This is a genomic window from Variovorax paradoxus, from assembly GCF_030815855.1.
In the GTDB taxonomy this organism is placed as follows: Bacteria; Pseudomonadota; Gammaproteobacteria; order Burkholderiales; family Burkholderiaceae_C; genus Variovorax; species Variovorax paradoxus_M.
In genome coordinates, this window is the sequence record NZ_JAUSXG010000001.1 from 1511472 (window position 1) to 1532375 (window position 20904).

At 67.1% G+C, this 20904-nt stretch carries 21 protein-coding genes; 15 read left to right on the plus strand and 6 right to left on the minus strand.

Translation table 11 applies throughout. From position 1 onward, the window contains the following. The first annotated feature begins 68 nt into the window (after positions 1-68). Entirely contained in the window at positions 69-767 is a 699-nt protein-coding gene (locus tag QFZ42_RS07030) for a phospholipase D-like domain-containing protein (protein WP_307700274.1), read from the plus strand. Continuing rightward, positions 767-1537 carry a hypothetical protein gene (locus QFZ42_RS07035; RefSeq protein WP_307700275.1) on the plus strand — a complete coding sequence of 257 codons (771 nt, stop codon included), beginning with the start codon at positions 767-769 and terminating at the stop codon, positions 1535-1537. Before QFZ42_RS07030 ends, QFZ42_RS07035 begins: the two co-directional genes overlap by 1 nt. Positions 1538-1600: 63 nt before the next feature. Here the strand turns inward: QFZ42_RS07035 and QFZ42_RS07040 are convergent, their stop codons facing one another. After that, entirely contained in the window at positions 1601-1747 is a 147-nt protein-coding gene (locus QFZ42_RS07040; protein ID WP_307700276.1) for a hypothetical protein, read from the minus strand. A 146-nt stretch (positions 1748-1893) separates the two neighbouring features. Further along, positions 1894-2460: a LuxR C-terminal-related transcriptional regulator gene (locus QFZ42_RS07045; protein WP_021007927.1), complete on the minus strand. Its 567-nt coding sequence runs from the start codon at positions 2458-2460 to the stop codon at positions 1894-1896. Between the two features lie 101 nt (positions 2461-2561). Between QFZ42_RS07045 and QFZ42_RS07050 the strand changes: the two genes are divergently transcribed. The 3 genes from QFZ42_RS07050 to QFZ42_RS07060 all read left to right on the plus strand — a co-directional run bounded on the left by QFZ42_RS07050 (position 2562) and on the right by QFZ42_RS07060 (position 5474). Further along, positions 2562-3365 carry a CoA transferase subunit A gene (locus QFZ42_RS07050; RefSeq protein ID WP_307700277.1) on the plus strand — a complete coding sequence of 268 codons (804 nt, stop codon included), beginning with the start codon at positions 2562-2564 and terminating at the stop codon, positions 3363-3365. Position 3366: 1 nt separating this feature from the next. Further along, positions 3367-4005, plus strand: a complete 639-nt coding sequence (locus QFZ42_RS07055; protein ID WP_307700278.1) for a 3-oxoacid CoA-transferase subunit B — start codon at positions 3367-3369, stop codon at positions 4003-4005. Between the two features lie 83 nt (positions 4006-4088). After that, positions 4089-5474 carry a CoA transferase gene (locus tag QFZ42_RS07060; RefSeq protein WP_307700279.1) on the plus strand — a complete coding sequence of 462 codons (1386 nt, stop codon included), beginning with the start codon at positions 4089-4091 and terminating at the stop codon, positions 5472-5474. 126 nt (positions 5475-5600) lie between these two features. Here QFZ42_RS07060 and QFZ42_RS07065 read toward each other — a convergent pair whose 3' ends face one another. Next, complete coding sequence (locus QFZ42_RS07065; RefSeq protein ID WP_307700280.1) at positions 5601-6512, minus strand: LysR family transcriptional regulator; 912 nt, start codon at positions 6510-6512, stop codon at positions 5601-5603. 140 nt (positions 6513-6652) lie between these two features. On the opposite strand from QFZ42_RS07065, the gene QFZ42_RS07070 reads away from it, so the two are divergent. Genes QFZ42_RS07070 through mmsB form a run of 5 tightly spaced genes read left to right on the plus strand, consistent with a single transcriptional unit; the run spans position 6653 to position 11799 of the window. Beyond that, entirely contained in the window at positions 6653-8176 is a 1524-nt protein-coding gene (locus QFZ42_RS07070) for a CoA-acylating methylmalonate-semialdehyde dehydrogenase (protein WP_307700281.1), read from the plus strand. Positions 8177-8193: 17 nt separating this feature from the next. Further along, complete coding sequence (locus tag QFZ42_RS07075; protein ID WP_307700282.1) at positions 8194-8577, plus strand: lysozyme inhibitor LprI family protein; 384 nt, start codon at positions 8194-8196, stop codon at positions 8575-8577. Next, positions 8574-9728 (plus strand): acyl-CoA dehydrogenase family protein, encoded by a 1155-nt coding sequence (locus tag QFZ42_RS07080; RefSeq protein ID WP_307700283.1) that lies wholly within the window; start codon positions 8574-8576, stop codon positions 9726-9728. Before QFZ42_RS07075 ends, QFZ42_RS07080 begins: the two co-directional genes overlap by 4 nt. Positions 9729-9756: 28 nt before the next feature. Then, positions 9757-10872, plus strand: coding sequence for an enoyl-CoA hydratase/isomerase family protein (locus QFZ42_RS07085; protein WP_307700284.1), 1116 nt, complete (start codon positions 9757-9759; stop codon positions 10870-10872). A gap of 30 nt (positions 10873-10902) precedes the next feature. Then, on the plus strand, positions 10903-11799 hold the full coding sequence (gene mmsB / locus QFZ42_RS07090) for a 3-hydroxyisobutyrate dehydrogenase (protein ID WP_307700285.1): 897 nt from the start codon (positions 10903-10905) through the stop codon (positions 11797-11799). Positions 11800-11811: 12 nt separating this feature from the next. Here the strand turns inward: mmsB and QFZ42_RS07095 are convergent, their stop codons facing one another. Both QFZ42_RS07095 and QFZ42_RS07100 read right to left on the minus strand, forming a co-directional pair. Continuing rightward, entirely contained in the window at positions 11812-13077 is a 1266-nt protein-coding gene (locus tag QFZ42_RS07095; protein ID WP_307700286.1) for an MFS transporter, read from the minus strand. 4 nt (positions 13078-13081) lie between these two features. Then, entirely contained in the window at positions 13082-14536 is a 1455-nt protein-coding gene (locus QFZ42_RS07100; RefSeq protein WP_373423315.1) for an amidase, read from the minus strand. A 99-nt stretch (positions 14537-14635) separates the two neighbouring features. On the opposite strand from QFZ42_RS07100, the gene gcvA reads away from it, so the two are divergent. Then, positions 14636-15580, plus strand: coding sequence for a transcriptional regulator GcvA (gene gcvA / locus QFZ42_RS07105; protein WP_307700287.1), 945 nt, complete (start codon positions 14636-14638; stop codon positions 15578-15580). On the opposite strand, the gene QFZ42_RS07110 is transcribed toward gcvA, so the two are convergent. Next, complete coding sequence (locus QFZ42_RS07110; protein ID WP_307700288.1) at positions 15549-16475, minus strand: LysR family transcriptional regulator; 927 nt, start codon at positions 16473-16475, stop codon at positions 15549-15551. The two genes, gcvA and QFZ42_RS07110, sit on opposite strands and share 32 nt — an antisense overlap. A 101-nt stretch (positions 16476-16576) precedes the next feature. On the opposite strand from QFZ42_RS07110, the gene metE reads away from it, so the two are divergent. The 4 genes from metE to QFZ42_RS07130 all read left to right on the plus strand — a co-directional run bounded on the left by metE (position 16577) and on the right by QFZ42_RS07130 (position 20879). Then, complete coding sequence (gene metE, locus QFZ42_RS07115; protein WP_307700289.1) at positions 16577-18931, plus strand: 5-methyltetrahydropteroyltriglutamate--homocysteine S-methyltransferase; 2355 nt, start codon at positions 16577-16579, stop codon at positions 18929-18931. A gap of 58 nt (positions 18932-18989) precedes the next feature. After that, a complete protein-coding gene (locus QFZ42_RS07120; RefSeq protein WP_307700290.1) occupies positions 18990-19859 on the plus strand; it encodes a hypothetical protein in 870 nt (289 codons plus the stop codon). A gap of 190 nt (positions 19860-20049) precedes the next feature. Continuing rightward, on the plus strand, positions 20050-20391 hold the full coding sequence (locus QFZ42_RS07125; RefSeq protein ID WP_307700291.1) for an alpha/beta hydrolase: 342 nt from the start codon (positions 20050-20052) through the stop codon (positions 20389-20391). A gap of 212 nt (positions 20392-20603) precedes the next feature. Further along, complete coding sequence (locus QFZ42_RS07130; protein WP_307700292.1) at positions 20604-20879, plus strand: DUF4242 domain-containing protein; 276 nt, start codon at positions 20604-20606, stop codon at positions 20877-20879. Positions 20880-20904: the final 25 nt, after the last annotated feature.

Here is a 20904-nt window from a genome sequence, read left to right on the forward strand (position 1 = left end):
GCGCCCCCAAAAACAGCACCCTGAACAACAGCCCCAAGACGGGCGCAGCAAAACGGAGAACCACTGACATGTCGGCCCTTCCCGAACTCCTGGCCCAGCTGGACGCCACCATGGCGGACGCACGCCTGAGCGACGACGAGCGCCGCGTGCTGGTGCACACGTTGCGCGAAGCCTCGCCGCCCGAAGACGGCTTGCGCCAGTTGCGCAACCGGGCCTTCGACCTGGTGCGCGCCCGCACCGCCGACCCGGAGCAGTTGTCCCTGCTCAAATGGCTAGAAGGCGTGGTCCGCGCAATCGACACCGGCCGCTCGCCCGATGCCGTTGCGGTGCACTCGCAGGCCTTTTTCAGTCCGGGTACCGCTTGCCTGCAGGCGATCAACCAGCAATTGAAGACCGCCAAGCGCTCGGTCGACCTGTGCGTCTTCACGCTGTCGGACGACCGCATCACCGCTGAGGTGCTGGCCGCGTACAGGCGCGGCGTGGCGGTGCGCTTCATTACCGACAACGACAAGGAGTTCGACCGCGGCAGCGACGTGGGCCAGTTGCGCGCGGCCGGCATCCCGATCGCGGTAGACCGCACCGAAGCCCACATGCACCACAAGTTCGCGATCTTTGATGGCGCACGGTTGCTGAACGGCAGCTACAACTGGACCCGCAGCGCCTGCGAGCACAACGAGGAAAACGTGGTCCTGAGCAACGACCCCTCGCTCGTGCGCCGCTTTGCGGACGAATTCGACACCTTGTGGAAAGAACTGCAGGCCGCCTGATGCCAAGAAGAATCGACTACGACTGGGAACTGCCGGCCGAAATCCAGCAGCGGCTGGGAGGCGCCAGCTACGGCGCGCAACGCATCATTCACGAGCAAGGCCATCTGCTGGTGATCCTGCACGAACCGCCTGCCGGCCCGGGTGCGGAGCGCAAGCCCGCGGTGTTCCTGCGCAAGCCGGACGGGGCCTGGTTCCACAAGGGCAACAACCCCGGCGAACGGGCCTTCGCCAAGCTGCTCGAAAGCTATCGCGCGGCGCTGGGAACTTTTGAGGCCAGGCACGCAGCCGCTGAAACTTCGGAAGATCTGTTCCAAGTTCTCGGCCCGCTCATTCCGCTGACCCGCGCCGCGATGAACCTGCAGGCCACCTTGCAGGCGGCGCGCGAGGCCGTCAAGGACGACCTGATGCTGATCGATCTGCGAGACCTCGCGGTCGAGATCACGCGCGGCATGGAACTGCTGCTGGCCGATACCCGCATGTCGCTCGACTACCGGCTCGCGCACGCGGCTGAGGCGCAGGCGCGCTCGAGCCGGGAAGTCAGCCGCGCGCAGCACAAGCTCAACACCATCGCGGCGCTGACCTTTCCGTTGATGGCCGTCGGCGCCGCCTTCGGCATGAACCTGCACAGCGGCATGGAGAACATGCCGGTGTGGATGTACTGGGCGATCTTCGCGGGCGGTCTCTTCCTGGGCGTTTTGCTGCGCGGATGGGTCAAGGCACCGGAAGCGCCGCTGCCGGCCGCCAAGCCCGCGCTGGCCAGGAAGAAGTAGAGAGCAAGTAAGGCGAACAAGCTCCGGCCTTCGGGCTGAGCGGTCTCAGCCCGGGTGACCGGTCTACGGCTTGACGCCGAGCACCGACAGGATGATGGCCGCGAGGGTCAGCGTCACCGGCAGCCGGTGGGAGGCCAGTGCATGCGCCCGTGCAAGCGACAGCTTGGGCGAGAGCAGAAGGTTCTTGTCGGAATGAAGAGGTGTGGTCATATCGGCTCCTGAGTGGCTGCGGGCAACTTGCCCGCATGCCTCCACGATAGGCATTGCAGGGCGCTCCGGCACATGCCTTTGCGCGATACCGCGTTTCCGTTTTTGCAACGATCGGCGCGGGATCGGCTCAGGGTAGCTCCGAAGAATTAGCCCGCAATGAGCTTCTGCACCAGCTCCGCCGTGGTGGCCGCCGCGTACTTGCGCATCAGCCGCGCCCGGTGCAGTTCCACCGTGCGGTGGCTGATGCCCAGTGCCTTGCCGATCTCCTTGGACGTGAGCCCGCGCATCACCTGCGCGGCCACCTCGCGCTCGCGCGGCGTGAGCTCGGCCTTCACGGCGCGGCGCGAGCCGAGGTCTTCGAAGGTCCAGATGCCGGCTTCGTGCGGCGCGGCCCGGTTCATGGCGTGTCCCGTGACATGGCACCAGAAGGTCTCGCCCGCGATGGCGCCATGCAGGCCCCCGAGGCGCTTCATCATGCGGTTGTCGGCATAGCGGCCGCTGGCGTTCAGGAACGGCTCCATGCGCTTGCCGATGCGCTCGAACTCGGCCACGCTCGGATACAGAATGCTGAACGAATGCCCGACCAGTGCCGAGGGCGTTGCGCCGAAGATCTCGCACACGCGCTCGTTGCAGGCCACGATGGTGCGGTTGCTCGACACCACCATGCCGACGGGTGCATGCTCAAAGGCCAGCCGGTAATCGATCTCGGGCATCGGGGGTCACCATTACGAAATACTACGTATGCGAGTACGTAGTATCGTTCAAGGCTCTTCAAAGCTTTTGCCAACTCTCCACCATCCATCAAGGAGCCCGAGTGAACAAGATTTATCCCTCCGCAGACGCGGCACTCAAGGGGGTCGTGGCCGACGGGCAGATGCTCGCGGTCGGCGGCTTCGGCCTGTGCGGCATTCCCGAGGCGCTGATCGATGCGCTCAAGGACACCGGCGTGCAGAACCTCACCGTCATCTCGAACAACGCGGGCGTCGATGGCTTCGGCCTCGGCAAGCTGCTCGAGACGCGCCAGATCAAGAAGATGATCGCGTCGTACGTGGGCGAGAACAAGGAGTTCGAGCGCCAGTACCTCGCGGGCGAACTCGCCCTCGAATTCACGCCCCAGGGCACGCTGGCCGAGAAGCTGCGCGCGGGCGGCGCGGGCATTCCGGCCTTCTTCACCAAGACCGGTGTCGGCACGCAAGTGGCCGAGGGCAAGGAACTGCGCGAGTTCGACGGCGAAACCTACGTGATGGAGCGCTCGCTGGTGCCCGACGTGGCGCTGGTGAAGGCCGACGTGGCCGACAAGTCGGGCAACCTGCGCTTCCGCCTCACGGCGCGCAACTTCAACCCCGCCGCCGCCATGGCCGGCAAGATCTGCATCGTCGAGGTCGAGAAGATCGTCGAAGTGGGCGAACTCGCGCCGGACGACATTCACCTGCCCGGCATCTACGTGCACCGCATCGTGCTCAACGCCACGCCCGAAAAGCGGATCGAGAAGCGCACGGTGAGTGCCGCAGTGCCGGTGGATGCCGCGGCCGCCAAGGTCGAGGCGCAGGCCGCCATCGCGCAAGCCGCCGCCGGCAGCGAAGTGCCCGCCCCCGTCAAGAACAACAAAGGAGCCTGAGATGCCCTGGACCCAAGACCAAATGGCCGCGCGTGCGGCGCAAGAACTCGAAGACGGCTTCTACGTGAACCTGGGCATCGGCATTCCCACGCTGGTGGCCAACTTCGTCGGCGACAAGGAAGTGTGGCTGCAAAGCGAGAACGGCATGCTCGGCATCGGCCCGTTCCCGACCGAAGACCAGGTCGATGCCGACCTGATCAACGCCGGCAAGCAGACCGTCACCACGCTGCCGGGCTCGGCCATCTTCGGCAGCCATGACAGCTTCGCGATGATCCGCGGCGGCAAGATCAATCTCTCGATTCTCGGCGCCATGCAGGTCAGCGTGAAGGGCGACCTCGCCAACTGGATGATCCCCGGCAAGATGGTGAAGGGCATGGGCGGCGCCATGGATCTCGTGGCCGGCGTGAAGCGCGTGATCGTGCTCATGGAGCACGTCGCCAAGAAGAAAGACGGCACTGAAGACTTCAAGATCCTCGAGCAATGCACGCTGCCGCTGACGGGCGTGGGCGTGGTCGACCGCATCATCACCGACCTGGCTGTAATGGACGTGGTGCCCGAAGGCCTCAAGGTGGTCGAGCTTGCGCCGGGCGTGAGCTTCGACACGCTGCAGGCCAAGACCGGCGCCAAGCTGATCCAGTAAGGGGCGCCAACGCAACGACGACGAAGGGCAGGGCCGCGAGAGCGGGCCCTGCTTTTTTGCTTTGGACATTCTGGAGAAACGAAATGAACGCGAGCGAAGCTCTGGACAGCATCTGGCGGCACGCGCGACTGCCGGTCGAGGCCCTGCAACAGGTGCGGCTCACGGGTGAAGACCCGGTGCTGCCCTCGTCTTTCGCGGTGGGCGCGGCCGCGCAGAGCACCATGGCGGCGGCTGCGCTCGCGGCGTGTGAACTGGGGCATCTGCGCGGCGCCGGGCGCCAGCAGGTCGCCGTCGACATGCGGCACGCGGCGCTCGACTGCACCGGATGGTTCAGCCTCGACGGCCGCGTGCCCGACCTGTGGGACACCTTTTCCGGGCCGTACCGTTGCGCCGACGGCTGGGTGCGCATTCACGCGAACTTCGCGCACCACCGCGACGAGGCGCTGCGGCTGATGAAGCTCGATCCCGCCACCGCCAAGCGTGCCGATGCCGAGGCGGTCATGGCGGCCTGGCGCGCGCTCGACTTCGAAGACGCAGCCGCCGCGCAGGGCCTGGTGGCGAGCGCGCTGCGCCGTTTCGACCAATGGGACGCCTCGCCGCAAGGCCAGGCCATTGCGGCACAACCGCTCTTCACGATCGAGCGCATCGGCGACGCGCCGCCGCTCGCGCTCGCGCCGCTGCGCGAAGACCAGCGGCCGCTCGAAGGCGTGCGCGCACTCGACCTGACGCGCATTCTCGCGGGCCCCGTGGGTGGCCGTGCGCTGGCGGCGTATGGCGCCGACGTGATGCTCGTCAATTCGCCGCACCTGCCGAACATCGAGTCCATCGCCGAAACCAGCCGCGGCAAGCTGTCGGCGCATGTGGACCTGCGTACCGAATCGGGCCACGCCGCGCTGCGGCAACTCGCCGCGCAGGCGCACGTCTTCGTGCAGGGCTATCGTCCCGGCGGCATTGCGGCGCTCGGTTTCGGACCGGCGGAACTCGCGCGGCTCTCGCCCGGCATCGTCTGCGTGTCGCTCACGGCCTATGGCACGCAGGGGCCCTGGGCGCATCGCCGCGGCTTCGATTCGCTGGTGCAGACCGCCATGGGCTTCAACCATGCCGAAGGCGAAGCGGCCGGCGACGGCCAGCCGAAGCCGCTGCCGATGCAGATCCTCGACGAGGGCACGGGCTACCTGATCGCCTGCGGGGCCGCCGCGGCGCTCTGGCGGCAGCAGCAGGAGGGCGGCAGCTGGCATGTGCAGGTGTCGCTGGCGCAGACGGGGCACTGGCTGCGCGGGCTCGGGCGCGTGTCTGGCGGGCTGTCGATCGCCCGGCCCGATCTCAAGCCCTATCTCGAGACTTCGGCCTCCGGCTTCGGCGAACTGACCGCGCTGCGCCACGGCGCGCAGTTGTCGCGCACACCGGCGGCATGGCCGCGCCCGTCGATGCCGCCGGGCAGCCATGTGCCGGCCTGGCCGGGGTTCTAGGCGTCGAGCGCAACGCGCACTTGTCGGCGAGGCTGCGCAGCCGCTCGAGCGGCTCGTTGGGGAACACGCGTATGCCTGAGAGCCCGCTCGCGGGGACCACGCAGTTCGTGTGTCTATGGCTGCTTTTCAGGGCGCTGCATCCACGGTGCTGCCAGGCAAGAGAAGCCCTCGTTGCGCCGTGGCAGTTTCGCGCAGGAATTCCCACACGGCCTGCATGCGAGCCAGATGCTTGGTCTCCACCGGCATCGACATCCAGAACGTGCGCGTGAAGCTCGCCTGCCCCGGCAGCACCGGGCGCAGCGCCTTGTCCCGGTCGGCGACGAAGGCCGGCAGTACCGCAATGCCCGCTCCCGCTGCGACGGCTTGATGCTGCGCGAGCACGCTGGTGCTTCGCAACGCGAAAGTTTCGGGGCGGTGCAGTTCGTCGAGGTACTGCAGCTCCTTGCTGAAGAGCAGGTCGTCCACGTAGCTGATGAAGGTGTGGCCGCGCAGGTCTTCGCGCGTCTTGATCGGTTTGTGCGCGGCCAGGTACGCCTTCGACGCGTAGAGCCGCAAGGTGTAGTCGGTGAGCTTGGTCACCACTACCGGCCCGCGCGCCGGGCGTTCGAGCGAGATCACGATGTCGGCCTCGCGCCGCGACAGGTGCACCAGCCGCGGCATGGCCAGCAGATCGATGGTGAGCTTGGGATGCTGCTGCGCGAAGAGCGCGAGCTGCGGCGCCAGCACCACGGTGCCGAAGCCCTCGGTGGCGCCGATGCGGATCAGCCCCGACAGACCTTCCTGCGAAGCCGGTGCGGTGCTCTCCACCGCCTGGAATGCGCTCTCCATGGCCTCGACCTGCGGCTGCAGCTTGCGGCCCGCCTCGGTGAGCCGGTGCCCACCGGCTTCCCGCGAGAAAAGCGGCGCGCCCACTTCCTTTTCGAGTGCCTGGATGCGTCGCGCCACCGTGGTGTGGTCCACCTCGAGGCGGCGTGCCGCGCTCATCAGCGTGCCCGAGCGGGCCAGTTCCAGAAAGTAGCGAAGGTTGTCCCAGTCCATGTGCTCGCGTTGCCTCGGGTTGCGCTCTGCATTTTTGCAAAGCGATAGCGCATATTTGTCTATTGTCATGGCAAATCTGCAAAGCTAGGATGCGGCTTGAACCTGCCACCCAGGCCCCTATTCACAGGAGACAAAACCCCATGGACGCCACCACCACCCCCAAGACCCAAGTCGCCACGGTCAAGCTCTTGATCGGCGGCAAGTTCGTCGAGTCGAAGACCACCGAATGGCGCGACATCGTCAACCCGGCCACGCAGGAAGTGCTGGCCCGCGTGCCGTTTGCGACGCAGGCTGAACTCGATGCCGCCGTGGCCTCCGCCAAGGACGCCTTCAAGACCTGGCGCAAGACCCCCCTTGGCGCGCGCGCCCGCATCTTTCTGAAGTACCAGCAGCTCATTCGCGAGAACATGGGCGAGCTGGCCGCCATCCTCACCGCTGAACAGGGCAAGACCCTGCCCGACGCCGAGGGCGACGTGTTCCGCGGCCTCGAGGTGGTGGAGCACGCATCGAACATCGGCAACCTGCAGCTCGGCGAACTGGCCAACAACGTGGCCAACGGCGTCGACACCTACACACTGCTGCAGCCGCTGGGCGTGTGCGCCGGCATCACGCCCTTCAACTTCCCCGCGATGATCCCGCTGTGGATGTTCCCGATGGCCATCGTCACCGGCAACACCTTCGTGCTGAAGCCTTCGGAGCAAGACCCGATGGTCACCATGCGCCTGTGCGAACTGGCGCTGGAAGCCGGCATTCCGCCCGGTGTGCTCAATGTGGTGCACGGCGGCGAAGCCACCGTCAACGGCATCTGCGACCACAAGGACATCAAGGCGATCAGCTTCGTCGGCTCGACCAAGGTCGGCACGCATGTCTACCACCGCGCCACGCTGGCCGGCAAGCGCGTGCAATGCATGATGGGCGCGAAGAACCACGCCATCGTCATGCCCGACGCCAACAAGGAGCAGACGCTCAATGCACTGGCGGGCGCGAGCTTCGGCGCGGCCGGGCAGCGCTGCATGGCGGTGTCGGTGGCGGTGCTGGTGGGCGAGGCGCGCAACTGGGTGCCCGAGCTGATCGCCAAGGCCAAGACGCTGAAGATCGGCGCCGGCACCGAGAAGGGCGTGGACGTGGGGCCGCTGGTGTCTTGCGCCGCCTACGAGCGCGTCAACGGCCTCATCGAACGCGGCGTGGCCGACGGCGCCAAGCTCGAGCTCGACGGCCGCAAGCCCACCGTGCCCGGCTACGAGAAGGGCAACTTCGTCGGACCGACGATCTTCTCGGGCGTGAAACCCGGCATGACGATCTATGACCAGGAAGTGTTCGGACCGGTGCTGTGCGTGGCCGATGCGGAGACCATCGACGAGGCCATCGAGCTGATCAACAGCAACCCGAACGGCAACGGCACTGCCATCTTCACGCAGTCCGGCGCCGCCGCTCGCCGCTTCCAGGAAGACATCGACGTGGGCCAGGTCGGCATCAACGTGCCGATTCCGGTGCCGGTGCCGATGTTCTCTTTCACCGGTTCGCGTGCCTCGAAGCTCGGCGACCTGGGCCCGTACGGCAAGCAGGTCATCATGTTCTACACGCAGACCAAGACCGTGACGGCACGCTGGTTCGACGACAGCACCGTCTCGCACGGCGTCAACACCACGATCAGCCTCAAATGAGGCACGGGCTTCGTGTCGTGGCCTGGGGCGCGGTGGCGGCGGTCGCATTGCTCGCCGCCGGCAGGGCGCAGGCGGCCGCCGATGCCGGCGCGGCCGGCTGCGATCCCAATGGCAACCAGCAGCAGATGAACGACTGCGCGGCGCGCGACTTTCGCGCGGCCGATGCGGTGCTCAACATCCGGTATGGCGAAGTGATGAAGACGCTCTCTCCGCAGATGCGCGTCGCGCTGCGCAACGAGCAGCGCGCCTGGCTCAAGGGCCGCGACCCCGCTTGCAAGCGGGCCTCGAAAGCGAACGAGGGTGGCTCCATCTGGCCGCTCGTGTTCAGCGCATGCCTGGAGAAATCGACCCGGAAACGGACCGCTGAACTGGACCGCTGGAAGGGGCGCGAACAACAATGAACTTCGAACTGTCCGAAGAGCAGAACGCCTTTGCGCAGACCGCGCGCGACTTTGCACAGGCCGAGTTCGCGCCCCATGCGGCGCAGTGGGACGCCGAGGCCATCTTTCCGAAGGAGGCCATCGCCAAGGCCGGCGAGCTGGGCTTCTGCGGACTCTATGCGCCCGAGCGCGTCGGCGGCCTCGGGCTGCCGCGGCTCGATGCGGCGCTGGTGTTCGAGGAGATGGCGGCCGTCGACCCCTCGACCACCGCCTTCATCACGATCCACAACATGGCGACCTGGATGCTCGGCACCTGGGCGACCGATGCCGTGGCCGCGCAATGGGGTGAAGACCTGACGGCCGGGCGCAAGCTCGCTTCCTATTGCCTCACCGAGCCGGGCGCAGGCTCGGATGCCGGTTCGCTCAAGACACGCGCCGAGCTGCAAGGCACCGAGTACGTCATCAACGGCGGCAAGGCCTTCATCTCGGGCGCGGGCGCGACCGACGTGCTGGTGCTGATGGCGCGCACGGGCGGCGGCGGCGCGGGCGGCATCTCGGCCTTCGCGGTGCCGGCCGATGCACCCGGCGTGAGCTATGGCAAGAAAGAGCACAAGATGGGCTGGAACAGCCAGCCCACGCGCGCCATCAACTTCGACAACGTGCGCGTGCCGGCCGAGAACCTGCTGGGCAAGGAAGGCGAGGGCTTTCGCATCGCGATGAAGGGGCTGGACGGCGGGCGCATCAACATCGCGACCTGCTCGGTGGGCGCGGCGCAGGGCGCGCTCGACGCGGCGCGCCGCTACCTGCATGAGCGCCAGCAGTTCGGCAAGCCGATCGCGAGCTTCCAGGCGCTGCAGTTCAAGCTGGCCGACATGGCGACCGAACTGGTGGCGGCGCGGCAGATGGTGCGCCTGGCCGCGAGCAAGCTCGATGCAGGCCACGCCGACGCCAGCACCTATTGCGCCATGGCCAAGCGCTTCGCGACCGATGCGGGCTTCAACATCTGCAACGACGCACTGCAGCTGCACGGCGGCTACGGCTACCTGAGCGAGTTTCCGCTCGAGCGGCTGGTGCGCGATACCCGCGTGCACCAGATTCTCGAAGGCACCAACGAGATCATGCGTGTGATCGTTGCGCGAAAATTGCTGGAAGGAGACAGCGATATCCGCTGACGCTCCGCACCCAGAACCTCTCAAGACAATGACCGACTCCGTAGTTCTCTTCGACGAAATCAAGACCGCCGGCGGCCAGCGCTTTGCCACCGCCACGCTCAACGCACCCGCTTCGCTCAACGCGCTGTCCGTCGACATGGTGCGCCTGCTCACGCCCAAGCTGCGCGAATGGGCGAAGGACGAAGGCATCGTCGGCGTGCTGATGCAGGCGGCCGGCGAAAAGGCCTTCTGCGCCGGCGGCGACCTGCGCCAGCTGTATCAAACACTGCTCGAATGCGGTCCCGCGCGCAACACCTACGCCGAAGACTTCTTCCGCGAGGAGTACGAGCTCGACTACCTGATCCACACCTTTCCCAAACCCTTTCTGTGCTGGGGCCACGGCATCGTGATGGGCGGCGGCGTGGGGCTGATGTCGGGCTGCTCGCACCGCGTGGTCACGGCGCAAAGCCGCATCGCCATGCCCGAGATCAGCATCGGCCTGTACCCCGACGTGGGCGGCAGCTGGTTCCTGCGCCGCACGCCCGGGCGCACGGGCCTGTTCTTGGCGCTCACGGCCGCCAATCTCAATGCGGCCGATGCCATCTTCTGCGGACTGGCCGATGTGCTGGTGCCGCACGAGCGCAAGGGCCAGGTGCTCGAGGCCATCGCTACGACGCAGTGGCACGGCGAGCAGAAGGCCGACCGCGCCGAGCTGTCGCGAATTCTTGCCCACGCCGGAGAAGGCGCAGAGATGCCGCCGTCGAAGGTGCGCGAACACTACGACACCATCAACGCGCTGATGGCGGGCGACGACCTGCTCGACATCGCGAAGCGCCTGCGCAACCTGCAAAGCGACGACCCTTGGCTGCAGTCCGCATCCAAGACCTTCGTGAAGGGCGCGCCGAGTTCGGCTGCCCTGAGCTTCGAACTCTGGCAGCGCGTGCACCGCATGTCGCTGGCCGAGGTGTTCAGGCTCGAATACTGGGCTTCGCTGGGCTTCTGCGCGCACAAGGACTTTGCCGAGGGCATCCGCGCGGTGCTGATCGACAAGGACCGCAATCCGCGCTGGAACCCCTCCACCATGGAAGAGATCACGCCTGCGTTCATCGAAGACCATCTGCGCCCGCGCGGCGAAATGCCCGCGGAGCTGGCCGCGCTGGCCTGACCCTCTTCAGCAAATACAACGGAGACAAAAATGAAAATCGCATTCATCGGCCTCGGCAACATGGGCGGCCCGATGGCCATGAACCTGCAGAAGGCGGGCCATGCGGTCGAGGCCTTCGACCTCTCGGGCGAGGCCTGCAAGAAATACGCAGCCGAAGGCCTCCGGATTTCCGCCTCAGCCGCCGATTCGGTGGCCGGTGCGGAGGTGGTGATCAGCATGCTGCCGGCCAGCGCGCATGTCGAAGGCCTCTTTCTCGGCGGTGCCGGCAGGCCGGGCCTGCTCGACAGCATCGCGGCGGGCACGCTCGTGATCGACAGCAGCACCATCGCCGCGGCCACGTCGCGCAAGGTGGCCGAGGCGGCCGCCGCCAAGGGCATCGCGATGATCGATGCACCGGTGTCCGGCGGCACCGGCGGCGCCATTGCAGGCACGCTGACCTTCATGGTCGGCGGAGACGCGAAGGATCTGGAGCGCGCGCGCCCGGTGCTCGAAAAAATGGGTGCCAACATCTTCCATGCGGGTGCCGCGGGCGCGGGCCAGACCGCGAAGATCTGCAACAACATGCTGCTCGGCATCCTGATGATCGGCACTTCCGAAGCGCTGGCACTCGGCGTGGCCAACGGGCTCGATCCCAAGGTGCTGTCCGAAATCATGCGCCGCAGTTCGGGCGGCAACTGGGCGCTCGAGAAGTACAACCCCATGCCGGGCGTGATGGAAACGGCACCCGCATCGAAGAACTACGCGGGCGGCTTCGGTACGGACCTGATGCTCAAGGACCTGGGCCTGGCGCAGGAAAACGCCACCGCCGTGCGTGCCGCCACGCCGCTGGGCGGGCTGGCGCGCAGCCTGTATGCGGCGCACAGCCTCGCGGGCCACGGGGCGCTGGATTTTTCAAGCGTGTTGAAGCTGGTTCAGAAGGCTTCGTGATTCGCTCGGCGCTCAGGACGCAAGGCGTCTGCCGAGCGTCTTGCGCCGTGCCATGGCCAGCAGGAGGGCGGCCGCGACGAGATTCGCGCCGATGCTGGCCACGATCGGCAGCAGGTAGCTGCGGCTGATGTCGAACGCAAAACCCGCCGCACTCGGCCCGACCAGGGTGCCGACCGCCACGCTGGTGTAGAGCACGCCGATGATCGCGCTGATGTTGCGGCCGCCGAAGCAGTCCATCACCAGCGCCGGCAGCAGCGCAACGAAGCCGCCGTAGAACACGCCGTAGGCGAATGCGAACACGGCCAAGCCCCAGAACCCTCCGGACACCGCCCACACGACCAGCGAGAGCGCCATGCCCACCGACATCAGCGGCAGTGCGAGCTGGCGGCCGATGCGGTCGGCCAGCCCGCCGAGAAAGAAGCGCCCCGCCGTGCTGCCGACGCCGATGGCGCCCAGCAGCAGCACCGCGGAGGTCGATGCCACGCCATGGTCGAGTGCATAGGGCACGAGGTGGACGAAGGGCACGAACAGCCCGAACGAACTGATCAGGCATGCTGCGTAGAGCCCGGCGAAGCGCCGCGAAGTCACCGCCTCACGCACCGTGGCGCCTGCCGGCGTCGCCGATGGGGTTTGCGGCTGCGGCGGATTGCCGTCGGGCTCGAGCCCGCGGTCGCGCGGATCGTTCTCGATCAGCAGCGCCATGCCCGTGCCTGCCACCGCGGCGAGCACGCCGAGCGCCAGGTAGGCGTTGCGCCATCCGATGCTCTCGATGAGGAGCGACGCCAGCGGCGGCATCACCAGCGTGCCCACGCCGATTCCGCTCACGGCCAGCCCCGAAGCGAATCCGCGGTGCTTGACGAACCAGCGCTGCACTGCGCCCAGCACCGGCACATAGGATGCGCCGACGCCGAGACCCACGCCGAGCCCATAGGCAATGTAGACCTGGTTCAGGCTGCGGGCCTGCCCTGCGGCCGCGAGGCCCAGGCCGACCAGCACCATGCCCGCGACCGCGAGCCGCCGCGAACCCCAACGGTCCGCGAGCGGGCCGCTGACCACGCCGAGCCCGAAATAGAGAAAGCCCGCGAGCGAGAACACCAGCGACACCGATCCGCGCGAGGCGCCGAAATCGCGTTGCAGCGAATCGAGGAAGGCACTGAAGGTGTAGGCGCTGCCGAAGCCCACGAGGGTCACGGCGAAAGCGCCGGCAACCACGAACCAGCCGTAGAAGAGGCGTGCGCGTGGCGGTGTGGACGATGGGTTCAAAGGGTGGGTCTTCATGGTCTCAATCCAGCGGATGATGCCGATGCCAGTGGGTGGCGCTCTGGAACGCGGCGCCCGCGCGGACCAGCGTGGCTTCGCCCATGTTCGCCGCGACAAGCTGAAACGCAAGCGGCATTCCCGCTCCGGTGAACCCGCCGGGCAGCGTGATCGTCGGATGGCCGGTCATGTTGAACGGGGCGGTGTAGTGCAGCAACGCGGACACCAGCGATGGCGTTTCGCCCAGCGCCTGCATCGCCGCGACCGTGGGAGAGCCGAAGGGGTGCACGGGGACCAGCAGCACATCGAGATCGCCGAGCAGCGCGGCGACGCGGCCGCGCAGGGCCATGCGGCGCAGGAGAATTTGCTGAAGCCCGGTGCCGCCGACCGAAAGGCCGACCTCGATGACCGAGGCGAGCACCGGGCCGTAGTCATTCTTGCGAAGCGGGTAGGTGGCCGCATGGGCGACCGCCGCCTCCACCGCGCACAGCGGAAACCAGTCCGCCACGGCGTGCTCCACATCGGGAACACGCACGTCGACGATGCGAGCGCCGAGCACGCGGAAGGTGTCGACGGCATCCGCCAGCATGGCCTGCGTCGCGGGCTCCACACCGTCGCTGTTCCACGCGGCATCGACGCCGATGCGCAGGCCGCGCGCGCCTTGGCCCGCAGCCGCGAGATAGTCAGGCACCGGATCGAGCGCGGCGGTCGGGTCTTTTGCATCGCTCCCAGCAATCACGCTGAGCAGCACGCCGGCATCCGCCGCGCTGCGGGCCATCGGCCCCACATGGTCCAGCGATGCGGCGAGCTCGAAAACGCCATGGCGGCTCACGCGGCCCCAGCTGGGCTTCAGCCCCGTCAGGCCGTTGGCAGCGCACGGAAAGCGGATTGACCCGCCGGTGTCCGAGCCCAGCGAGCCGTAGCAAAGGCCGGCTGCCGTCGCCACGCCCGAGCCGCTGGAGGACATGCCCGGCCAGTGGTCCGCATGCCATGGGTTGCGCGGCGGCTCGATGGAAGGGTGGTGGTCGGAGTAAGCGCCTTCTGTGAGCTGCAGCTTGCCGAGCAGCACTGCGCCGCCTTCCTTCAGGCGGCGCACCACGGTCGCGTCCCCGTTCGGGATGCGATGCCGGTGCACTGCCATGCCGGCCGCCGTGCGGAAGCCTGCGGTGTCGCACAGGTCTTTCACGGCAATGGGTATGCCGTGCAGCGGGCCGCGATACCGGCGCGCCGCGATCTCCGCTTCCGCCGCCTCGGCCTGTGCCATTGCGGCATCGGCCATCACCAGCGCGTAGCTGCGGAGCGTGCCGTCCAGCGCGGCGATGCGATCGAGTTGTGCGCGCGTCACGGCAACGGGCGAGATCCGGCGCGTGCGGATGCGTTCCGCGAGTTCGGTGAGTTCGAGGTAATGAAGACCGGCATCTCCGAGAGCGCTCGAAGGCTCAGAATATCTATGTTCAGGAAAATCGCGGAGGTGATGCAAGATGGTTTCTCTTTGGCTTATGACGTGTCAATATTCATCCCTCGAGCGCTGCTCCGCAAACCCGATTTTCTGAAGAATTCAGATCAGATTAACTAAACCATGGAACACCAGCTTCCGCCGCTCAACGCACTGCGCGCCTTCGAGGCGACCGCCCGCCACCTGTCGGTGAAAAATGCGGCCGACGAGCTGTGCGTGACCGCCGGCGCCGTGAGCCAGTTGATCAAGTCGCTGGAGCTGCACCTCGGCGTGCCGCTCTTCCGGCGCGCGAACCGCGGCATCTTTCTGACCGATGCGGGCCAGGGCTATCTGCCGCCGGTGCGCAATGCCTTTCGGCAGATCAGCGACGCCACGCGCCGTGTCGCCGTGCCCGCGGAGACCGGCATCCTCACGGTCAGCACCACGCCATTCTTCGCCTCCGCATGGCTGGTGCCGCGCCTCAAGGGTTTTCAGGTTGCGCATCCCGACATCGATCTGCAAGTGGTGAGCAGCACTGCGCTGGCCGACTTCTCGCGCGATGGCGTGGACGTTGCCATTCGCCACGGCCTGGGCCGCTACGCAGGCCTGAGCAGCCAGCGCGTGCTGACGGTGGAAATCGTTCCCGTCGCTGCGCCGGCGCTGGTCAAGCGTCTCGGCATGCCGACGGCCCCCGCCGAACTCACGCGTTGGCCGCGCGTGAACGATGCCGAGCGCAAAGCCTGGCAACTGTGGTTCCAGGTGCAGGGCATCGACGACACGGGACCGGCCCGCGGCCCGTCCTTCGATGATTCAGGCCTGCTATTGAAAGCGGTACTCACGGGGCAGGGCGCGGCCCTGCTGCCTTGCGCGGTGGTGGCCGATGACCTGGCAGAAGGACGGCTGGTCCAGCTCTCGGACGTGAGCTGGCTCGAAGACTTCGCCTACTACCTCGTCTGCCCCGAGAACAGCCGCGACCGGCCGAAGGTCGCGGCCTTCCGCGAATGGATTGCCGCCGAGGCCGGCAGAAAATCCGCCAGGCCTCGCAGGAAAACGCCTGTCAAAGCAGCTCGATCCCGGGCAGGCTCTTGAAGCAGCTCTCTCGCGTGATGCGCACGAAATCGGCAAGCCACGGTTGGCCCGAGGTGTTCTGCGTGCAAGCCATGTAGAGCCGCCCCGTCAGGCCTTTGGCGCTCACGCGGCGCGCCGTGACATAGCCGCGGTCGAGGTAGTTCTGCACCGCCCACAGCGGCAGGGTCGCCACGCCGCGGCCGCTCGCCACCAGCTGCAGCATCGCCACGGTGAGTTCGGTCGTGCGCCGGTGCGCGGGCTCCACGCCGGCCGGTGCCAGCACCTGCCGCACGATGTCGAGCATTTCGTCGGGCACGGGGTAGGTGATGAGCGTCTGGTCGGCGAAGTGCCGCGCGGTGAGATGCGGCTTTGCCGTCAGTGCATGGTCGTTGGCAAGGAGCGCCACGATCTCGAAGCGGAACAGCGCGTGGTAGTCCACCGTTTCATCGGGGTCCTGCTCGGAGACGATCGCCACCTCGGCGCGGTTCTGCATGACCAGCGCGATCGGGTCGGGGTGAAAGCCCGAGACGATGTCGAGCTCGATCTCGGGCCAGCGCTGCCGGAAGGCATCCATCGCGGGCATCAGCCAGTCGAAGCAGGTGTGGCACTCGACCACGATGCGCAGTTGCCCGCTGCGGCCCAGCGCGAGCCGCGCCACGTCGCGCTCGGCCTCCTCGATCAGCGGCAGTGCCGTATCGGCCAGCTGCAGAAGCCGCAGCCCCGTGGTGCTGAACTGAGGCGGAACCGACTTGCGCTCGAAGAGCTGCGCGCCGTAGCGGTCTTCGAGCAGCTTGATCTGGTGCGACAGCGCCGACTGCGTGAGGTTGAGCAATTGCGCCGCGCGCACCAGGCTGCCGGTGTCGCGCAGCGCAACGAGCGTGCGCAGGTGGCGTATTTCCAGGATCGATTGCAACATGAATGCATTTCAAGTGAAAGGGCAAAAGGTTTCGTTTGAATCATATGCCCCAAAGCCCGACCATTGCGGATTCTCAAGATCTAGCGACCGGAACATCTGCAATGACCACCCGTACCCACACCCTCGGCTTTCCGCGCATGGGCGCCAACCGGGAACTGAAGTTCGCACTCGAAAAGCACTGGCGCGGCGACATCGACCGCGCGGCGCTCGAAGCCGTCGGCGAACAGCTGCGCGCACGCCATTGGCAGGGCCAGCGGGACGCGGGGCTCGACTACGTGGCCGTGGGCGACTTCGCCTACTACGACCACGTCGCCAACCACATCCAGCTGCTCGGCTGCGAGCCGGCGCGCTTCGACTTCAAGGGCGATGAGCCCGAGCTTTCGCGCTACTTCAAGATGGCGCGCGGCGTGGAAGACGAAGCCGGCCACGTGCACGACGCCAATTGCAACCATGGCGCTGAAGGCACCTTCGCGCTCGAGATGACCAAGTGGTTCGATACCAACTACCACTACCTCGTGCCCGAGTTCAATGCGGCCACGCAGTTCAAGCTGGCATCGACGCGGCTGTTCGATGAAGTGGCCCAGGCGCAGCAGGCCGGGCATGCGGTGAAGGCCGTGCTGCTCGGGCCTCTGAGCTTCCTGTATCTCGGCAAGGAGAAGGAGCCGGGCTTCGACCGCTTCTCGCTGCTCGATGCACTGCTGCCTGTCTACGAGCAGGTGCTCAATCGCCTGAAGCAACAAGGTGTGGAATGGGTGCAGATCGACGAACCGATCCTCGGCCTGGACCTGCCCGATGCCTGGCGCAATGCGTTCGAGCGTGCCTATTGGCAGCTGGCCCGCAGCGCGCCCAAGTTGTTGCTGGCCACGTATTTTTCGCCGCTCGCCGACAACCTTCGCCTGGCGTGCCAGCTGCCGGTGGCAGGTCTGCACGTGGACGCCGTGCGCTCGCCGCAGGAGCTGACCGGCGTGGCCGATTGGCTCTCGGCGCACAAGGTGCTGTCGGTCGGCATCGTCGACGGCCGCAACATCTGGCGCACCGACCCCGACGCCGCGCTTGCCGCGCTGCGCCCGGTGGTCGACAAGAACCGCGGCGAGTTGTGGATTGCGCCGTCGTGCTCGCTGCTGCATGTGCCGTTCAGCCTGGCTGCGGAAGACAAGCTCGACGTGGAGCTCAAGTCCTGGCTCGCCTTTGCGGTCGAAAAGCTCGACGAATTGCGCGTGCTGCGTGCCGTGCTCGACGGCCGGGAAGGCTCGGTCGCCGAAGAACTCACGGCCGCTCGTACCGCAGTGGCCGCACGGCGCAGCAGCCCACGCGTGCACCGCGCAGATGTCGCACTGCGGCTTGCACGCAGCGTGGCCGGTGACGACGCTCGCACCTCGGTCTTTTCGCAGCGCCAGTCGGTGCAGCGCGCGCGCTTCGCCTTGCCCGCGCTGCCGACCACCACCATCGGTTCGTTCCCGCAGACCGCGGAGATCCGCGCCGCCCGCGCCGCCTTCAAGCGCGGCGAGCTCGACGCGGCCGGCTACCGCGAGAAGATGCGCTCCGAAATCGCGCTCGCGGTGCGCAAGCAGGAGTCGCTGGGCATCGACGTGCTGGTGCATGGCGAGGCCGAGCGCAACGACATGGTCGAGTACTTCGGCGAACGGCTCGACGGCTTTGCCTTTACCGCCAACGGTTGGGTGCAGTCGTACGGCTCGCGCTGCGTGAAGCCGCCGGTGATCTTCGGCGACGTGGCGCGCCCCGCGCCGATGACGGTCGAATGGACCGCCTATGCGCAAAGCCTCACCAAGCTGCCGATGAAGGGCATGCTGACGGGCCCCGTCACCATCCTGCAATGGTCCTTCGTGCGCGACGACCAGCCGCGTGCCATCACTTGCGAGCAGATCGCCTGGGCGATCCGCGACGAGGTGGTGGACCTCGAAGGTGCCGGCATCGGCATCATCCAGATCGACGAGCCCGCCATCCGGGAAGGCCTACCGCTGCGCCGCGCCGGCTGGCCGGCCTATCTGAAGTCGGCCACGCGCGCCTTCCGCATCAGCGCCTCGGGCGTGCGGGACGAGACGCAGATTCACACCCACATGTGCTATTCGGAGTTCAACGACATCCTCTCCGAGATTGCGGCCATGGATGCCGACGTGATCACCATCGAGACCAGCCGCTCCGACATGGAATTGCTGCGCGGTTTCGGCGGCAACGACAGTGCCGGCGACGCGGGCGGCTTCCGCTATCCGAACGAGATCGGCCCGGGCGTGTACGACATCCATTCGCCGCGCGTGCCGTCGGTCGACGAGATCGTGCGCCTGATGCGCAAGGCGGCGGATGTGGTGCCGCACGAAAACCTCTGGATCAACCCCGACTGCGGCCTGAAGACCCGCGGCTGGCCGGAGACCGAGGCCGCGCTGTCGAACATGGTGACCGCCGCGAAGCTGCTGCGCAAGGAACTGGCGGCCGCCTGAACCCGAGTGGCCGCGGCGAGGGGGAGATGGTGCAATCGCGAGCGCCAATAATGGCGCCATGACCGCTTCCCCCCTCGTTGCCAAACGTTTCTCCCTCGCATCTTTTTTTCTTCTCCTGCTGTCGCTGGGGCTCACACCGGCCATGGGCTGGGCACAGGACCGAGCCCAGACGCTCTTGCAGTTCGAAGGCGTGCACGAGCGTTACCAGGCGGCCTATGCCCCAGGCGCCGTGTCGCGCGATGCAAGGCAGCTGCTGGAGCCTGCCGACCAGGCCCTTGCCGACAGCGCGCTCAAGGCGCTCGACGCAGCGGCCACGCGGTCTTTCGACGTGGCCGCGTCCGTCGCCGCCATCCGGCAGGAGGTGGCGGCTGCCGGCAAGGGCGGTGCGGCGCCGAGCCCGCAGGTGCTCGCTGCAGTGACGCGCTTCGCGCAACTGCGTGCGGACTACGCCGCAAAGGACCAGGCGGGCAAGTTCGAGTTCTTCAACCGCGAGCGCGCGAAGCCGGCCGACTCCGTGCGCACGGAATTGCTCGAGCGCATGGCAGTGGCCGACCTGCGCGAAGTCGACTTCTCGAGCCAACTGCTGCTGAGCTCCGTCGTCAAGCAATTGGCCCGAGGCAACGCCGGCCAGTTCACGTCGTTGCCGGACCGCACGCTCGACATGGCCATCGACACGCTGTGGTCGCGCGGCGTCACGTCGCCGCGCCCGCGCAACCTGTTGACCGTGGCGCGCGAGTTGGAAAAGCAGGTCACGCAGGCGCTGCTCGCGGCATTGCCCGACGCGGACGTCGCCGCTTTGCTCGCCTGGCGCAACGAGCCGCAGGCCGCGGCCGAGCGCGAAGCGCTGGTGGGCAGCTACCGCGCCGAGGTCAAGGGGAGCGGTGCCGTGGCGATCCGGACGCTGGTGCGCGGCTGGCCGCGTTCCTGACGGCGGTGCGTGCGGCGGCGTACCTGTCGGGCTTTCTTGAACGACCTGTGCACTTTTGCCCTCTCGTTCTGAAAGTTCCCCGTCATTGTTTCAGTTTCATGAACACTGCGATTCGATTGTCTAGGGTTTTCCCTTGTAATCGTGGTGCAAACTTCAGGGCATCCAAAGCCCAATCAAGAAGGAAATTGAAATGAAGACCTCGAACATCCTCGCCGCCGCCGCCCTCTCCCTGCTCGCCGCCGCTGGCGCCCAGGCAGAAACGTACGAAGGCGTGCAGCCCCTGACCGCCGGCTACAGCCGCGCCGACGTCGCGCCCCAGGCTGCCGCCGCAGCCCGCGAAGGCAACGTCTACAGCGATGCCGCTTCGTCGGCCGTGGCTCCGACCCTGGCCGCTTCGACCGACCGCGCCGCGGTGCGCAACGAAGCCGTCGCCGCAGCGCACGCTCCGGGCCAGAACCTGCGCCGCGAAGCCTTCGCAGGCAGCGTGGTTCCGTCGCAAGCGCGCAGCTTCACGCGCCAGGCCGGCCTGTAAATCACGGCAGGCATGGGAACAGCGGCATCAGGCCGCTTGCTCTCGAAAAAAGCCGGACGACGCCGTGTGCGCCGTCCGGCTTTTTGCTTTTTGGCCGTCAAGGCATGGGTAGGCCGCAGGGTAGTCCGAACGGCCAGGGGGGAGAAACACATGCGTAGTCCGGCGCTTGCCCGGCCTACGATGGCAGTTCCATCCCCCACGAAGGAGCTGCCATGCCTCTCTATCTGATCGAACGCACCTTTGCCGATCAACTCGAGGTCTCGCCCGAGGGCGCGGCCAGCATCATGCGCATCAACGACGATGTCGGGGTTCGTTGGCTGTACTCGTTCCTGAGCGCCGACAAGAAGAAGACCTACTGCCTGTACGAGGCACCCAGCGCCGAGATGATCCGCGAGGCGGCGCAGCGCAACGGGTTGCCGGCCGACGTGGTGATCGAGGTCGACCAATTGCGCCCGCCGGCTGTGCAGGGCGAAGCCGTTGCGGCCTGAAACGCAGGACGAGCGGCGTTGCGCC

Coding starts and splice junctions, on each gene's coding strand:
- QFZ42_RS07055 (WP_307700278.1), top strand. CDS start 3,367: ATGCCCTGGACCCAAGACCAAATGGCCGCGCGTGCGGCGCAAGAACTC.
- QFZ42_RS07080 (WP_307700283.1), top strand. CDS start 8,574: ATGAACTTCGAACTGTCCGAAGAGCAGAACGCCTTTGCGCAGACCGCG.
- QFZ42_RS07095 (WP_307700286.1), bottom strand. CDS start 13,077: ATGAAGACCCACCCTTTGAACCCATCGTCCACACCGCCACGCGCACGC.
- QFZ42_RS07065 (WP_307700280.1), bottom strand. CDS start 6,512: ATGGACTGGGACAACCTTCGCTACTTTCTGGAACTGGCCCGCTCGGGC.
- QFZ42_RS07035 (WP_307700275.1), top strand. CDS start 767: ATGCCAAGAAGAATCGACTACGACTGGGAACTGCCGGCCGAAATCCAG.
- QFZ42_RS07070 (WP_307700281.1), top strand. CDS start 6,653: ATGGACGCCACCACCACCCCCAAGACCCAAGTCGCCACGGTCAAGCTC.
- metE (WP_307700289.1), top strand. CDS start 16,577: ATGACCACCCGTACCCACACCCTCGGCTTTCCGCGCATGGGCGCCAAC.
- gcvA (WP_307700287.1), top strand. CDS start 14,636: ATGGAACACCAGCTTCCGCCGCTCAACGCACTGCGCGCCTTCGAGGCG.
- QFZ42_RS07030 (WP_307700274.1), top strand. CDS start 69: ATGTCGGCCCTTCCCGAACTCCTGGCCCAGCTGGACGCCACCATGGCG.
- QFZ42_RS07130 (WP_307700292.1), top strand. CDS start 20,604: ATGCCTCTCTATCTGATCGAACGCACCTTTGCCGATCAACTCGAGGTC.
- QFZ42_RS07045 (WP_021007927.1), bottom strand. CDS start 2,460: ATGCCCGAGATCGATTACCGGCTGGCCTTTGAGCATGCACCCGTCGGC.
- QFZ42_RS07120 (WP_307700290.1), top strand. CDS start 18,990: ATGACCGCTTCCCCCCTCGTTGCCAAACGTTTCTCCCTCGCATCTTTT.
- QFZ42_RS07060 (WP_307700279.1), top strand. CDS start 4,089: ATGAACGCGAGCGAAGCTCTGGACAGCATCTGGCGGCACGCGCGACTG.
- QFZ42_RS07125 (WP_307700291.1), top strand. CDS start 20,050: ATGAAGACCTCGAACATCCTCGCCGCCGCCGCCCTCTCCCTGCTCGCC.
- QFZ42_RS07110 (WP_307700288.1), bottom strand. CDS start 16,475: ATGTTGCAATCGATCCTGGAAATACGCCACCTGCGCACGCTCGTTGCG.
- QFZ42_RS07085 (WP_307700284.1), top strand. CDS start 9,757: ATGACCGACTCCGTAGTTCTCTTCGACGAAATCAAGACCGCCGGCGGC.
- mmsB (WP_307700285.1), top strand. CDS start 10,903: ATGAAAATCGCATTCATCGGCCTCGGCAACATGGGCGGCCCGATGGCC.
- QFZ42_RS07040 (WP_307700276.1), bottom strand. CDS start 1,747: ATGACCACACCTCTTCATTCCGACAAGAACCTTCTGCTCTCGCCCAAG.